This is a genomic window from Mesorhizobium sp. CA10 (assembly GCF_020165285.1).
Taxonomy (GTDB): Bacteria; Pseudomonadota; Alphaproteobacteria; order Rhizobiales; family Rhizobiaceae; genus Mesorhizobium.
Map to the genome: position 1 here is coordinate 33563 of NZ_JAIUHV010000010.1, position 14567 is coordinate 48129.

The window sequence follows — 14567 nt, forward strand, 5'->3', positions numbered from 1 at the left end:
CACCATTCGCGCAGTTTCCGAAACGGACAGATCGCCGCTCCGGGTGCCTGTCAATCCGCGACCGCGGCGAGATGTCCGCCGCCGAAATCCTTGAGCAGCAGTTTCGGCACGCTCTCGCCGATCCGGCGCGTCGCGCTTGGAATTTCGCGGTCCAGACGTGCAAAGCGTGTCCGGCGCCGTGACGGATCGGGAACCGGCACCGCCTCGATAAGCCGCCGCGTATAGGGATGGCGCGGATTGGAAAAGACCTGATCGCGGCTGCCGATCTCGACGATCTGGCCGAGATACATGACGGCGACGCGGTCGGAGATGTTCTCGACCACCGCCATGTCATGCGAGATGAAGAGATAAGCGACGCCGAATTCGCGTTGCAGCTCCTTCAAAAGATCGAGCACGCGCGCCTGCACCGAGACATCGAGCGCCGACACGCTCTCGTCGGCGATGATCAGCTTCGGCCGGAGCGCCAGCGCCCGGGCGATACAGATGCGCTGGCGCTGGCCGCCCGAGAATTCATGCGGATAGAGCTCCATCTGCCCTGCCGACAAGCCGACCCGCTCGAACAGGGCGGCCACGCGTTCGCGGCGCTCCTGCCTTGAGCCAATGCCATGGATGAGCAGCGGCTCGGCCACCAGATCGCCGACGCGCATGCGCGGGTCGAGCGAGGCGTATGGATCCTGGAAGACCATCTGCACGTCGCGCCGTACCGCCTTGCGCTCGTCGCCGCCAAGCCCGGAGAGCTCGCGGCCGCCGATCGTCACGCCGCCGGCATAGGGCACAAGGCCGGCCAGAGCCTTGGCAGTGGTGGACTTGCCGCAGCCGGATTCGCCGACCAGCGCCAGCGTCTCGTTGGACGCGATCGAGAAGCTGACGCCTTCGACGGCGTGCACCCGCCGGTTGACGCGGCCGAAAAAGCCGCCGCGCAGGTCGAAACGGACATGGAGGTCGTCCACCACCGCCACCTTGTCCTGTCCGGCCGTGCTGGTGGCCTCGCCCGGATTCCGCCGTCCGACGCCCGAGCCGATGCGCGGAACCGCCGCGAGGAGCTCTTGCGTGTAGGCGGCCTGCGGCCTAGCGAAAATATCGGCGGTGGCCCCTTCCTCGACCATGCGGCCATTGCGCATGACGATAACGCGATCGGCCATCTCGGCGACGACGCCCATGTCGTGGGTGATCAGGATGACGCTGGTGCCGTGCTGGCGCTGCAGGTCGCGCAGCAGCTCCAGAACCTCGCCCTGTACGGTGACGTCCAGCGCCGTCGTCGGCTCGTCGGCGATCAGCACGTCGGGCTCGAGCGCCAGCGCCATGGCGATCATCACCCGCTGGCGCATGCCGCCCGACAATTCATGCGGAAACTGTTTCAGCCGGCTTTCGGCTTCGGAAATGCGAACCGCCTTCAGCGCCTCGACGGCGCGCTGTTGCGCCTCGGCGTGCGAGAGACCGGTATGGACCTCGATCGATTCGGTGAGCTGGCGGCCGATCGACAGCACCGGATTGAGCGAGGTCATCGGCTCCTGGAAGATCATGGCGATGCGGTCGCCGCGAATGTCGCGCATGCGCCGCTCGTCGAGCGCCGTCAACTCGACGGCACCGCCATCCTTATCAAACAGCCGGATCTTTCCCGAAGCGATGCGGCCGGCCGGCTGCGGCAGGAGCTGCATGACCGCCAGCGCCGTCATCGACTTGCCGGAACCGGATTCGCCGGCGATGCACAGCGTCTCGCCGCGTTTGAGCGACAGCGACAGGCCGGACACCACCTCGCGCTCGCCATCCTCGCCACGCACACCGACGGAGAGACCGGTGATTTCGAGCACCGGCCCCGCGGCCACTTTTGCGGCGGCGTCAGCGTGTTCATCGACCACGCCTGCGCTCATTCGAACACGCAGCGCGGGAAATAGAACGACACCACCCAGTTCGGCATGTCGACGATCTCGCTGATCCTGAGATCGCCGCAGACCGAGACGAGCATATAGGCCTCGACCGGCTTGAGTTTATAGCGGCCGGCAAGCAGGTCGACCATCTGGCTGACGGCCTCTTTGGCCCCGGTCATCAGGTCGGGCCCGATGCCGGTCGTCACCTCATAGCCCTTGGCGTCGAGGTGGCGCGTCACGGGGCCGGGCGTGGTGAAACGCGGCGTCTTCAGCCGCGCATCCTTCACCAAGTCGAGTTTCAGCACGACGTCCATCGGGCTTTCGATCGCCGTGCCGCATACCTCGCCGTCGCCCTGCGCGGCATGCGTGTCGCCGACCGAGAACAGTGCGCCCGGCACTTCCACCGGCAGATAGAGCGTGGTGCCGGCAGCAAGATCGCGGATGTCGAGATTGCCGCCGACGCGCCGCGGCGGCACCACCGAATGGTGGCCGTTCTCGCCCGGCGCGTTGCCGATCGTGCCGGCGAACGGCTTCAGCGGCACGCGGCCTTGTCTGCCGAAGAGCGCAGGCTCGAGCGAGGCGGCGTCGTATTTCCAGATGTTGAGCGCCGGTTCCTTGAAGTCGTCGGCGAGCAGGCCGAAACCCGGAATGTTCGCCGTCCAGCCGAAGCCGGACGGTTTGAACATCTCGATCGTCACCTTCAGCGCATCGCCGGGCTCGGCGCCGTCGACGAAGATCGGCCCGGTCACCGGGTTGATTTGATCGAAGTCGAGCTTAGCGATGTCGTCGACGGTGCTGTCTGCCTTGAGTTGCCCGCCGGACGAGTCCAGGCACTGGAACTCGATCGTCGAGCCGGGCACCACCCGTTCGGCCGGGACGAAGGAATTGTCCCAGCCGAAATGGTGATGGCGCCCGTGGATGGTGTAGTCGCAGTTACTGCACATCTTTCACATACACATTGTCGTAGTTGATCGGGATATGGACCGGGTCGACATAGAGATTGTCGGCGCCGCCCATGCGGGCTGATTTCAGCGTGAAGCGCTGCTCGTTGAAGACCGGCGCCCAGGGCGCGTCCTCCATGATCTTGTCGTAGATCGCGCTCCACATCTTTTCGCGTTCCCCGGACTTGGCCGGATCGACTACGGAGTCGGCCTCGGCCGCCTTGGCGTCGAGGTCCTTGTTGCAGTACCACGACCAGTTCCAGCCGCCGGGCACCGCGCCGGCGCAGCCTAGGATCGGCCCGTAGAAGTTGGACGGATCCGGGAAGTCGGCGATCCAGGCCATGCCGCCCGACCAGATCATCGGCGCGCCGGCCTTGTCGCCGCCGGCGGCAATGACGTTGGCCTGGGCGAGCGACTGGATGCTGGCCTTGATGCCGATGGCCGCCAAATCCTGCTGGATCGCCTGTGCGATGCGCGGATTGGGATCGGTGTTCATGGCGAAGAGCTGGGTCTCGAAGCCATCCGGGTGGCCGGCCTCGGCCAGCAGCGCCTTGGCCTTGGCGACATCATACGGATACCCCTTGAACGCCTTGTCGTAGCCGGGCATCGAGGGCGGCAGCGGCTGGTTTGCCGGCACCGCGCGGTTGTTGATCATCTGGACGATGCGGTCCTTGTTGATCGCCATGTTCACGGCCTGGCGCACCTTCACATTGTCGAAGGGCGCCATGGTGGTGTTCATGGTGATGTAGCCGGTGTGCAGCTGCCCGCCCACCACGACGCGCGCCTTCTGTTCAGGGTCGTTCATCACCTCCTGGAACTTGGCCGGCGGAATGCCGTCGCCGGGCACGTCGATCTCCCCCTTCTGCAAGCGCAGCAGGGCCACGATCGGCTCCTGGCCGATCTCGAAGGTGATCTTGTCGAGATGCGGCAGGCCCTTGTGCCAGTAGTCGGGATTGCGCTCGAAGACGATGCGCTGGCCGAGCGTCCATTCGGCGAGCTTGAAGGCGCCGGTGCCGACCGGATGCTTGCCGAAGTCGGCGCCGTATTTCTCGACCTCCTCCTTCGGCACGACATGCGAGAAGTTGATCGCCATGACATGCAGGAAGGTGGCGTCCGGCCGGGTCAGCTCGAACTTGATCGTGTAGGGATCGACCACGGTGACGCCGGAGAGGCTGTCGGCCTTGCCGGCGGCGACATCCTCATGGCCCTTGATGGAGCCGAAGAAGCCGGCGCCCGGGCTCTGGGTCTTCGGGTTGGTGACGCGGTCGAGCGAGTATTTGACGTCGTCGGCGGTCATCTCGCGGCCGTTGTGGAACTTGACGCCGTGGCGCAGTTTGAAGGTGAAGGTCTTGCCGTCCGGCGAGATCTCGTAGCTTTCGGCGAGGTCGGGCTTGAGCTTGGTGGTGCCCGGCTCATAGTCCATCAACCCGTCGAACAGGCTCTTGATCATCGACCAGTTCTGCCAGTCGTAGCCGATCGCCGGGTCGAGGGTCGCGACATCATCCTTGTAGGTGATGGTGATGGCGCCGCCTTGCTTGACGTTCGGGTCGACGGTGTCGTCGGCGCGCGCGCTGGCCATGCCGAGCATCAGCGCAAGTGCCGACGCGGCTACTGTGGATGCCAGAAATCGTCTCATGTCAGTGTTCCCTTTCTTTGGTTGTTGTCGTTGTCATCTCAGTTTGATGCGGGGGTCGATGAAGGGCGCGATGATGTCGGCCAGCAGATTGCCGAGCACGATGGCGAAGGCCGAGACCAGGGTGACCCCCATGATGATCGGAATGTCGACGCGCTGGATGGCCTGCCAGGCGAGCTGGCCGATGCCCGGCCAGCCGAACACGCTTTCGACCACCACGATGCCGCCCATGAAGATGCCGATGTCGATGCCGATCATGGCGACGACCGGAAGGATGGCGTTGGGCAGCGCATGGCGAAACAGGATGGCGCCGCGCGCCAGCCCCTTGGCGCGGGCAGTGCGCATATAGTCCTGGCGCAGCACATCGATCATCGACGAGCGCATCATGCGCGCGTACCACCCAGCGCCGAGTATGCCCATGGTCAGCGACGGCAGCACGAGGTGGCGCCAGCTGCCGTAACCGCCGATCGGAAACCAACCGAGCCTGACGGCGAAGACGTAGAGCAAGAGCAGGCCAACGACGAATTGCGGCGCCGAGACGCCGACGAAGGAGGCGACCATCAAAGTCTGGTCGGTTACACTTCCACGCTTGACGGCAGCGATCAGCCCCATGGTGAGGCCAATCGCCAGCTCGCACAGGATGGCGCCGACCATCAGAAGCAGGCTCGCCGGCAGCCGCGAAACGATGAGCTCAGTGACCTCCGAGCGCTGGATGTAGGAGCGGCCGAGATCGCCGCCGAGCAGCCTTGTGAGATAGTGCCAGTACTGGACGATGAAGGGCTGGTCGAGGCCGAGCTGACGGCGGATGTTCTCCACCGTTTCCGGCGTGGCGCTGCGGCCGGCGATCTGGCGCACCGGATCGGCGGGCAAAAGATAGAGCAGCGCGAAGGTGATCAGCGAGACGCCGAGCAGGATGAGCAGCGACTGGATGAGCCGGCGGCCGAGATAGGCGATCATGACCGGCCTCCCATTATTCCCGCCCTCTCTGCGTCGGGTCGAGGATGTCGCGCAGCGCGTCGCCGATCAGGTTGAAGGCGAGCGCCAGCGCCAGGATCGCGGCGCCCGGGAAGAACACCAGCCAGGGCGCCGCCTGGAAATACGTCTGGTTCTCGAAGATAATGTTGCCCCACGACGCGGTCGGCGGCTGCACGCCGATGCCGAGATAGCTGAGCGTGGCTTCGAGCAGCACTGTCGTCGAGATGCCCAGCGTGCCCCAGACGATGATCGTCGGCAGGAGATGCGGCAGGATGTGGCGCAACAGTATGCGCGGCGCGCTCGCGCCTATCGTGCGCTCGGCGTCGATGAATTCGCGCTCAGACAGTGACGAGGTTTCGGTGTAGATGACGCGCGCGGTCTGCACCCAGTTGACCAGCGCGATCACCATGGCGACGATCCACAGGCTCGGCTCGAACACCGCGGCCAGGCAGATGGCTAAAAGCAGCGCGGGAAAGGCCATCATCAGATCGGTGAAGCGCATCAGCGCGCTGCCGATCCAGCCGCGGAAATAACCCGCCGTGACACCGACCAGCGTGCCGATCAAAAGCGCGACGCCATTGGCGACGATGCCGATGATCAGCGAGGTGCGAGCGCCGAACAGGATGCGGGTCAACAGGTCGCGCCCGAGCAGGTCGGTGCCCAGCCAGAACTTGGCGTCCGGCGGCAAAGGCGAGCCTTCGAGTGTCAGGCCGTCGAACATCTGCTCGTTGGGGTCGTAGCCGGTCAGCCATGGCGCGAGGATGGCGCCGGCGAGCACGATGGCGACGATGAATAGCCCGAGTAGCGCCAGCGGTCGCTTGACCAGCCGGCGCCAGACGCCGGCGCGCGGCTTTGCCGGCATCCGGCCCGCCGCCGGAAGATCAGGCGCGATGGGATTGGTCATCGCCGCCCTCCGCTTGCGTCATCGCCACGATGCGCCGAGCCGCTTCCTCGACGCTGATTTGCCAGCTCATCGCCAGCGAGCGCAGCTGCGCATAGGCCCGGTCGTCGTCGCTGCCTTTCGACAGAGCCGCGACCGCGCGCACGATGGTCTGGCGTTCGCCGACCCGCTGGCGCAGCGACTCGATCTCATCGGCGAGCCGCTTGCGCGCTTCGAAACTCTGCCTGGCGATGAGCAGCGCGCTATAGACGCCGGCGGTGCCCACCGGTTTCAACAATTGCGCATCGGCCTTGTGCGACAGCGCCCATTCGATGCGGCCCGGCGCTTCCGAGCCGATCAGCGCCACCAGCGGCATCGGCGCCTCGCCGGGCTTCCAGGGAAACTGCTCGTCGAAGCCGAGGTCGGCGTCGAAGAAGACGAAATCCGCCGCCAGCGCCTCCGCCGGCAGATGCGGCCAGCATTCGACCGCTTCGAGGCCGATCGCCGACAATTGCCTGGTGATCGCCTGCACCGTCATGTGCGGACGATGCAGCACGAAGGCCTTGGCGCCGCCGAGATTGGGGATGCGCGCCGCGCGGCTCACGACACCACCCTGAGCCGCGGACGGCCGAAGGTCTTGGCCGGATCGTAGCGCGAAAGATAGGGATCGGGCACCACCTCTTCCTCGCGGCTCACCACCTCGAAGAAGCCGTCGGCAATACGCCCGATGATCACCGGCAGCGTCGCATGCTGGGTGTGAGGATCGATAGCGATCGGCCCCAGGCGGGTCGCGAAGCGGCGCTCGGCGAAGGCTTTGGAGAATTCCGCCGGGCCGGCGTCCGGGTTGCTGGAAAGCACGTCCGCCATCACCTGCACCGAGGCATAGGCGGAGGCCTCGAAGGACGAGGCGAAGGCGGCCGGACGCGGCGCGAAATAGGGTCCGGCCGACAAATGGCCCTTGCCCGTTTCGCCGATCGCCGACAGTTCGGCCTCCGTGAGATTGCAGGAGATTACCGGGCAGGCGTCAGGCTTGAAGGCCGCATCCTCGCGTCCCAGCTCGCGATAGGCGGCGAGAAAAGCATAGGACGAGGTGCCGATCAGGTTGTTGAGGATGAAATCCGGCTGCGTGACGCGGATTTCGTCGATCAGGCGCGAAACCTCGGTCTCGCCGATGCGCAGATAGCGTTCGCCCAGCACCTTGCCGCCGGCGTCGGCGATCAGGTCGCGCGCGACGCGGTTCATCTCCCAGCCCCATATGTAGTTCGAGCCGAGCAGGAAGCCGTTGGCGCCGAAACGCGGCGCGACATGAGCCATCAACGGCACCAGATGCTGATTCGGGCAGGCATGCATGTAGACAACATGCTCATTGGCCTCGAAGCCTTCGTACGGGCAGGCATACCAGAGCATTCCGCCTGCCTTCTCCAGCACGGGGATTGTCTCCTTGCGGCTCCAGGAGGTGATGCAGCCGACGACATGGCGGGTGCTGCTGGTGCGGAAGATGTCCTCGCAGAGCGTCGCGTAGCGGTCGGCGTTGCTTTGCGGATCGCGTTCGACCGGAACGAGCTCGATGCTTTGGGCGCGGTCGGCGTTGATGTCGGCGATCGCCCGCATTGCGCCCAGCCGGCAGGCGTCGGAGACGAGCTGATAGCTGCCTGACCGCGAATAGAGGATGCCGATCTCGATACGTCGCTTCAAGCAAGGCCCCAGAAATGAAAAAGCCTCGCAGCCAGCGCCGGACGGGCGAGGCATACGAGGCATTCTTGCCGCCCGGCGACCAAAGCCGGTATTTTCGCGGGCTACCCTATTCCGTACCGTCCGCCAGTCAAGCCTGAAAGTTGAATGGCCATCTAGTCGCGCAGGCTGAAGACGAAGGGCGCGGTGCGGGTGATGCGGGCGCCGAGCTCCGCCGGCGGCGCCGGTACCGAGGCGCCCCGCAGCGCGCCGAGCGCCGCACGGTCGAGATCGCCGTCACCCGAGGATCGCGCCAGCCGGGCCGAGACCACCCTGCCGGAGGTGTCGACCGTGAAGGTCACGCTCGGCGTGCCCTCGACCCGCCTGGAGCGCGCCGCGCTCGGATAGCGGGTGTGCCGCCTGATCCACGCCGCCAGGCTGGAATTCCAGCGCGACGGGCCGATGCTGGAGCGCGGCGCCGCATTCGAGGACTGCGGTGCTGCCGCCTTCGCCGCCGCCTTGGCGTCGATGCTGGCGGTGGTCGTCGCCTTTGGCGGTGGCGCCTTTTCCTTTTTCACGCGTTCTTTCGGCTTCTCGACCAGTTTTTTCTCGGCCTTTTTCCTGGCTTCGACCGGTCTCTGCGCCTTCATCTCCGCTTCCGCAGGTTTCGGTACCGGCAGCGGAATGACGACGTCCGGCGCAATCGCCTCGACAAGGTCGGGCACGACCTCGTCCAGCGGCGGCTGCTCGTTCAGCGCGGCAACGGCCTGTTCGGCGGGAGCGGCCTGTTTGGCCTCCTGCGTGTCGTCGGTACCGAGGGGCTGTTCAGCGACGGGCTCGGTCCGCTCGGCCACCGGCGCCGGGTCGATCACCGATTTCGCGTCGATGGGCTTTTCCGTCTCCTCCGCCGCATCGGGCGGCTCCGGTGTCACCGTGTCCGGCATTGCCGTCTCTTCCGGCACGGCGGGGGCGATCGCCTGCGGCGCCATCTCGACCGCCAGCGCCGGCGGCGGACTGCCATCCTGCATCTCGGCGAAGCTCAGATTCTGCACCGCATAGGCAACCGCCACATGCGCGGCCAGAATGATCGCGGCGGCGCTCGTCCACAGGCCGGCCTCACGCGCGCCGAAGCGCGGCTGCGAAATGCGGGAAAGCGCGGTGACCGTCATGGCGCAGAACCGTCACCCGGAGCCGACGCCGAGTTTACACCAGTTGCCGGAGTTCCAGACTCGGCCGGTCCGCCAGCACTGCCCGACGTAGTTTCGAGCCCCACCAGCGCGACCTTGAGATAGCCGGCGCCACGCAGCAGGTTCATCACCTCCATCAGGTCGCCATAGCCGACCGTCCTGTCGGCGCGCAGGAAGATGCGCGTCTGCTTGTCGCCCTTGGTGCGGCTGTCGAGCACAGCGGCAAAGGCCGGGCGGGGCAGGCTGTCATTGCCGACCGCGAGCGTCAGATCGCTTTTCAGCGTGAGGAACAGCGGTGTCTCGGGCCGCGGCGCCGGCGTAGCCGTCGATCCGGGCAGGTCGACATTGACGTCGACCGTGGCGAGAGGTGCGGCGACCATGAAGATGATCAGGAGCACCAGGATGACGTCGATAAACGGCGTGACGTTGATGTCGTAGCTTTCCTCGAGATCGTCGCCGGAGGCCTCGCGAATCCGCGCCGCCATCGCCGCTACTCCGCCGCGATCGCCGTTGCCGGCGGCACGGTGCGGAAATCGAGGTCGCGGCTGACCAGCCGCTCGACGCCGGCGGAAGCGTCGGCGAGGATCTGCCTGTAGCCGGCTATCGAGCGCGCGAAGACGTTGTAGATGACGACCGCCGGAATGGCTGCGACGAGGCCCATGGCGGTGGCAAGCAATGCCTCGGCGATGCCGGGCGCGACGACGGCGAGGTTGGTGGTCTGCGCCTGCGAGATGCCGATAAAAGCGTTCATAATGCCCCAGACGGTGCCGAACAGGCCGACGAAGGGCGCCGTCGAGCCGATGGTGGCGAGCAGGCCGGTACCGCGCGACATGCGCCGCGCCGCCGCCGCCTCGATGCGCGCAAGCCTGGAGGCGACGCGTTCCTTCAGGCCGTCGCCGGAGGCATGGTCGAGCGCGCCGGCCGACAGCGCCCGTTCCTCTTCCGCCGCCCGCACCAGCAGCGCGCCCGGGCCGCCGCTGTGGCCAAGCTCCCGGCCGGCCTGCATCAATGTCGCGGCGTTGCCGATCGCATCGGCGGCGCGGCGGGCCCTCAGCTTACCGCCCAGGACCTCCAGCGACTTGGCGAGCCAGATCGTCCAAGTGACGAGGGAAGCGAAGGCCAGCCCGACCATCACCGCCTTTACGACGATGTCGGCATTGATGAACATACCCCAGGGCGACAGGTCATGCGGCAGCGTCAGCGAGATGGAAGGCTCTTCGCTCGTGGCGCCGTTCGCAGCCGGCCGAATGCCTGGCCCCACCGACGTGGCGGCGGGCGCCTGCGCCGGGGGCGTCTGCAGGGTTGGAGCGGCCGGCGCCTGCTCGACCGGCGCAGGCGATCGTCCCTGCGCCGCGGCGACACCCGCCGAAAGAATGAGCGACGCGGCCAGCGCCGCCAGGAGGCTGTTTCGGGACAAGGCTCGTCCTCGCTTCATCGTTGCAATGCGGCGGCCGCCATACAGACAGGCGCAGGGCGAGCCGTGCCGGTTGACTATGAAACATGAGTTTCCGAGTCAACTATAAAGATGACTATGCTGCTCCACAATTCATAATGTGCCTATGCCCGCCTGAGCACGCTGCGGGCCTGGACCGCAAGGCGGTTGCCGGGCACGATGCGCATGGAGCAAGAAGAGCAGGCGGCCGATGATCAAGGCGATACCCTTCGACTTTCCCTATGACGGCAGGCTGGAGCCGCAGCACACGGCGCTGCTGGCGATCGACCTGCAGGTGGATTTCCTGTCGCCGACCGGCTACTTCGCCAGGAAGGGCTACGATCCGTCGCCGCTGCGAGCCATCCTGCCGGCGGTCAACCGGCTGATTGCCGCGGCCCGCGCCGCCGGCCTCACCATCATCCACACCAGGCAAGGCTATCGCGCCGACATGGCCGATATGACGCCTTACGAAAGATGGCGCCGCAAGCGGGCAGGGCTCGACGGCACCGATGTCCTGCTGCGCTCCGGCCCAGGTTTCCAGATCGTTTCCGACATCGAGGTAGCGCCTAGGGACATCATCATCGACAAGACCTGCAACAGCGCCTTCACCCACACGGATCTCGAGCTCATTCTTCGGGCGCGCGGCATCACGCATCTGATGTTCACCGGCTGCACGACGGATGTGTGCGTGCACACCACGCTGCGCGAGGCCTGCGACCGCAACTTCCAATGCCTGACGATTTCGGACGCCTGCGCCAGCGGCGACCAATATGCCCATGAAGCCGCGCTGCATATGGTGACGGTCGAGGACGGCGTCTTCGGCGCGCTGGCGGACTCGGCGGCCGTCATCAGCGCGCTATCACGGCTCGCGGGTGTGGCGAGCTGAGGATTTCGGGATTGCGCGGATCGCCGGGTTCCGGCCAGCCGATATCCTTGCGGATGTCGAGTGGCAGCAGATAAAGCGTCCGCGCTGCCCGATAGCGTGCACGGGTCGCGGTGTATTCGGCCGCGATGCGAGCGATGGATGACAGGATCGACGTTTGCTTCTCCCTTGGTTGATGCCGGGATGGCAACCCGGCACTCACCAAGACGAAACGCGGATGGCTTTTGGAACGCGAGGATAAATTTTTCTGAACTCACGGCACGGCGGCCGCTCGATATAGGTCCATGGCAGCGTCCGGATCGCGAACTTGATTGATTGCCGAAAAACTTTTGCGTGTACCGTTCCGTTTTCGGTTCAGGCTTCGTCTTGAGGGTCGTAATGGGTGCGAGAGCCAAGACGGCCTCCGCCCTCAGGACAAACGGAGCCAAGCCATGTCGACCACAGTGACCTTGATCAACGTCTTCACCGCCAAGCCGGGCAAGCAGCAGGAACTCGCCAACACGCTTGCGGAGGGCACGAGGAGTTTCTTCAGCAGGCAGCCTGGCTCGCTGTCGTCATCCGTGGTGATCGGCGTCGACGGCAGTAAGGTGGCCAACATCTCGCAATGGCGTTCGGCGGACGACATCGCGGCCTTCCGCGGCGATCCCCGCTTCGGCGAATACATGAAGAGCATCGTCGAGCTCGCCTCCGGCGAGACCATGATGGGCCACACGACTTATTCCCACACGGGCGGGGTGGAGAACTGAAGCAATTCCAGGAAAAGTGTGAAACGGTTAGGTTCGGCGCCTTCGCCGACCTTCTGTCCGGAATTGCGTCAAACAAAGAGGTAGAGCACGCGTGACCGGTTCGCACGATCAGTCCGTTGCGGCGGCCGAAACCAGGCTTCGCGCCTTCGAGCGCGATGCCGCCTTGCTGAGAGCCAAGCTGCACCGCTACGCGTCGCGCATGGTCGGATCGGTCATCGATGGCGAAGACATCGTCCAGGAGGCTTTGGCAAAAGGCTTCGTGGCGATCAGGAATGGCGACATGCCCGACAAGACCGAGCCTTGGTTGTTTCGCATCGCGCATAACTCTGCCCTCGATTTCCTGCGCAAGCGCGCCCGCCTGCGGGGGCGCGAAAGCGAAGTCGAGCTCGACACGATCGCCGACCAGAACTCGGCGCTGGATGCTCGCATTGCCGCCGAGGCGAGCCTGGCCGAACTGATGCAACTGCCGCCGGCGCAACGATGCACGGTCGTGCTGAAGGATGTGCTTGGACACAGCCTGGAAGAGATCGGCGAAATCCTCGAAACTTCCGAGACCGCGATCAAGGGCGCGCTGCAGCGGGGTCGCGAGAGCCTGCGCAAGCTGGCGGCCGCGCCGCGCATCGCGCCGCCCCGCCCGGCGCTCGACCAACACGACATGCGGCGCCTCGGCGATTATGTGGCCGCCTTCAACGCCAGGGACTTCGATACCTTGCGCGGCCTGTTGGCCGAGGACGTCAAGCTGGAGCTGGTCAACCGCCTGCGCGCCGACGGCAAGGAATATGTCGGCAATTATTTCGGCCGCTATGCCGACGAGACGCATTGGCATTTCACGGCCGGCCTCGTCGAAGGCCGGCCCGCCATCCTGGTCACCAGCCCGGAGCGTCCGGACGGACCGCCGCGCTATTTCATCCTCATCGATTGGGAGAACGGCCGGATCGCCGGCATCCGCGACTTCCTGTTCGCGGATTACGTGATGGACGGCCTGGACTATTCCGACGCGGAGCGACCTTAGTCTAGGACGCGCAGCGTTGCGGAAAAGGGTGCGAGGCAAACGCGCCCGGCTGCGGGACCTCCGTCTCGCGTCGCGCCAGCGAATTCGCGACCAGCGCGATCGTCTCGCGCCCGATGCGGGCGATCTCGCCCAGGCGGTCGATGCCGCCGATCATGAACTCCTCGACGCCCAGCGCCGCATAGGGCAACAGCGCCAAGGCGAGCCGCGCCGGCGGCCCGGCAATCTCGACCGCCTTGTGATCCGAGGCGCCCGTCCAGCCGTCCGGGCGGATGCGCACCGGAAGCGCGAAGCGCAGCCTGCCGCCGCGGCCGTGCTCGGCGGCGGCGCTGCGCGCGCGCTCCATCAATTGCCTCACCTCGTCGGGCGAACCGGCGGCCAGCTCGAAGACATCGGCATGCTTGCCGGCGACCTTCAGCGCGGTGCCCGACTGACCGCCGAGCCGGATGACGAGATCGGCGCCGTGCGGACCCTTGCGGGGCACGAAGCCGTCGCGCACGCTGTAGAAGGCGCCCTCATGGTCGAACGCCCTGTCGTTCGACCACAGCCGCTTCAGCAGCACCAGATATTCGTCGATGCGCTGCCACACGACGCTGTGGCCGACCGGCCGCGCCTCGGCATCGCTGTCTTCAAGCGGCTCGCTCAGCATGCGAAGCGACAGACGCCCCCCGCCTCTGCGGTCGAGCGCTGCGAGCTGCCCTGCCGCCACCGTCGGCTCGATAACGCCGGCCCAATGCGTCAGCACCACCTCCAGCGAGCCGGTGCGGTCGAGCGTCAGCGCGGCGATGTCCATGTTGGTGAGCAGGCCGGCCGGATCGTCCACCACCAGCTTGCGGAAACCGGAATCCTCGATCAGCGACAATTTGGTCGCCGTCTCGGCGAAATCATAGAAAAAGCTGCCATTGGCAGGCTTGTCTGGAACATGCGTGAACTCGATTGGCATTGCCATCTCCTCCATCACGTTGGGCCGCCCCGCTCCGAACCCCCGAGTCAAATCCATCTCGTCGGCGCGCGACAGCGCGCCGGCCTTCTTCGGCTCCGATTACACAACTCAGATTTTTGGACGGCGGGGCCTTTGTTTTTACGCAATTCCGGACGGAAAACAGATCGCACTTTCCTGGAATTGCTCTGGCCCCCGGCTCAGTCAGGGGATGATCCCGAAAACGACGGCGCCGGTGAACACGAAGGCAAGCGCAAAGACGAGGTAGGCGAACGTGCCGCCATAGGCGGGCCTCCAGCTCTGGTCGGCGGCAAGCCTCTGGCCTTTGCGTTGGGCGTTCTGAATGTAGGACATGGTCGATCCTCCGTCGCGACCATTAATCTATAAAACTAGTAGACTTTG

At 65.7% G+C, this 14567-nt stretch carries 15 protein-coding genes; 3 read left to right on the forward strand and 12 right to left on the reverse strand.

The features are described from left to right. Positions 1–50: 50 nt before the first annotated feature. From LB535_RS20445 to exbB, 10 genes are all read right to left on the reverse strand, one after another. Positions 51–1871 carry an ABC transporter ATP-binding protein gene (locus LB535_RS20445; RefSeq protein WP_411969593.1) on the reverse strand — a complete coding sequence of 607 codons (1821 nt, stop codon included), beginning with the start codon at positions 1869–1871 and terminating at the stop codon, positions 51–53. Next, complete coding sequence (locus tag LB535_RS20450; protein WP_224633465.1) at positions 1868–2812, reverse strand: acetamidase/formamidase family protein; 945 nt, start codon at positions 2810–2812, stop codon at positions 1868–1870. The genes LB535_RS20445 and LB535_RS20450 overlap by 4 nt, the downstream gene beginning before the upstream one ends. After that, entirely contained in the window at positions 2802–4445 is a 1644-nt protein-coding gene (locus LB535_RS20455) for an ABC transporter substrate-binding protein (protein ID WP_224633466.1), read from the reverse strand. Before LB535_RS20455 ends, LB535_RS20450 begins: the two co-directional genes overlap by 11 nt. A gap of 33 nt (positions 4446–4478) precedes the next feature. After that, positions 4479–5399, reverse strand: coding sequence for an ABC transporter permease (locus LB535_RS20460; protein WP_224531972.1), 921 nt, complete (start codon positions 5397–5399; stop codon positions 4479–4481). 13 nt (positions 5400–5412) lie between these two features. Beyond that, positions 5413–6279 carry an ABC transporter permease gene (locus LB535_RS20465; protein ID WP_224602406.1) on the reverse strand — a complete coding sequence of 289 codons (867 nt, stop codon included), beginning with the start codon at positions 6277–6279 and terminating at the stop codon, positions 5413–5415. A gap of 19 nt (positions 6280–6298) precedes the next feature. Continuing rightward, positions 6299–6901 carry an ANTAR domain-containing response regulator gene (locus LB535_RS20470; RefSeq protein ID WP_224531974.1) on the reverse strand — a complete coding sequence of 201 codons (603 nt, stop codon included), beginning with the start codon at positions 6899–6901 and terminating at the stop codon, positions 6299–6301. Next, positions 6898–7992, reverse strand: coding sequence for a transporter substrate-binding protein (locus LB535_RS20475; protein WP_224633467.1), 1095 nt, complete (start codon positions 7990–7992; stop codon positions 6898–6900). Before LB535_RS20475 ends, LB535_RS20470 begins: the two co-directional genes overlap by 4 nt. A 152-nt stretch (positions 7993–8144) precedes the next feature. Further along, the gene (locus LB535_RS20480) at positions 8145–9137 is read right to left on the reverse strand and encodes an energy transducer TonB (RefSeq protein ID WP_224633468.1); all 993 of its coding nucleotides are present in this window, start codon (positions 9135–9137) and stop codon (positions 8145–8147) included. Continuing rightward, entirely contained in the window at positions 9134–9640 is a 507-nt protein-coding gene (gene exbD, locus LB535_RS20485; RefSeq protein WP_224633469.1) for a TonB system transport protein ExbD, read from the reverse strand. Before exbD ends, LB535_RS20480 begins: the two co-directional genes overlap by 4 nt. Before the next feature lie 5 nt (positions 9641–9645). Continuing rightward, positions 9646–10572 carry a tonB-system energizer ExbB gene (gene exbB / locus LB535_RS20490; RefSeq protein WP_224633470.1) on the reverse strand — a complete coding sequence of 309 codons (927 nt, stop codon included), beginning with the start codon at positions 10570–10572 and terminating at the stop codon, positions 9646–9648. A 226-nt stretch (positions 10573–10798) separates the two neighbouring features. On the opposite strand from exbB, the gene LB535_RS20495 reads away from it, so the two are divergent. From LB535_RS20495 to LB535_RS20510, 3 genes are all read left to right on the forward strand, one after another. Continuing rightward, positions 10799–11473 carry a cysteine hydrolase family protein gene (locus LB535_RS20495; protein WP_224633471.1) on the forward strand — a complete coding sequence of 225 codons (675 nt, stop codon included), beginning with the start codon at positions 10799–10801 and terminating at the stop codon, positions 11471–11473. Positions 11474–11901: 428 nt separating this feature from the next. Then, positions 11902–12216 carry a putative quinol monooxygenase gene (locus tag LB535_RS20505; RefSeq protein ID WP_095770057.1) on the forward strand — a complete coding sequence of 105 codons (315 nt, stop codon included), beginning with the start codon at positions 11902–11904 and terminating at the stop codon, positions 12214–12216. A gap of 91 nt (positions 12217–12307) precedes the next feature. Continuing rightward, on the forward strand, positions 12308–13228 hold the full coding sequence (locus LB535_RS20510; protein ID WP_224633472.1) for a sigma-70 family RNA polymerase sigma factor: 921 nt from the start codon (positions 12308–12310) through the stop codon (positions 13226–13228). Between the two features lies 1 nt (position 13229). On the opposite strand, the gene LB535_RS20515 is transcribed toward LB535_RS20510, so the two are convergent. Together LB535_RS20515 and LB535_RS20520 are read right to left on the reverse strand one after the other, a co-directional pair. Then, a complete protein-coding gene (locus LB535_RS20515) occupies positions 13230–14168 on the reverse strand; it encodes an LLM class flavin-dependent oxidoreductase (protein WP_224633473.1) in 939 nt (312 codons plus the stop codon). A gap of 201 nt (positions 14169–14369) precedes the next feature. Beyond that, positions 14370–14519, reverse strand: a complete 150-nt coding sequence (locus LB535_RS20520) for a hypothetical protein (RefSeq protein ID WP_140544253.1) — start codon at positions 14517–14519, stop codon at positions 14370–14372. Positions 14520–14567: the final 48 nt, after the last annotated feature.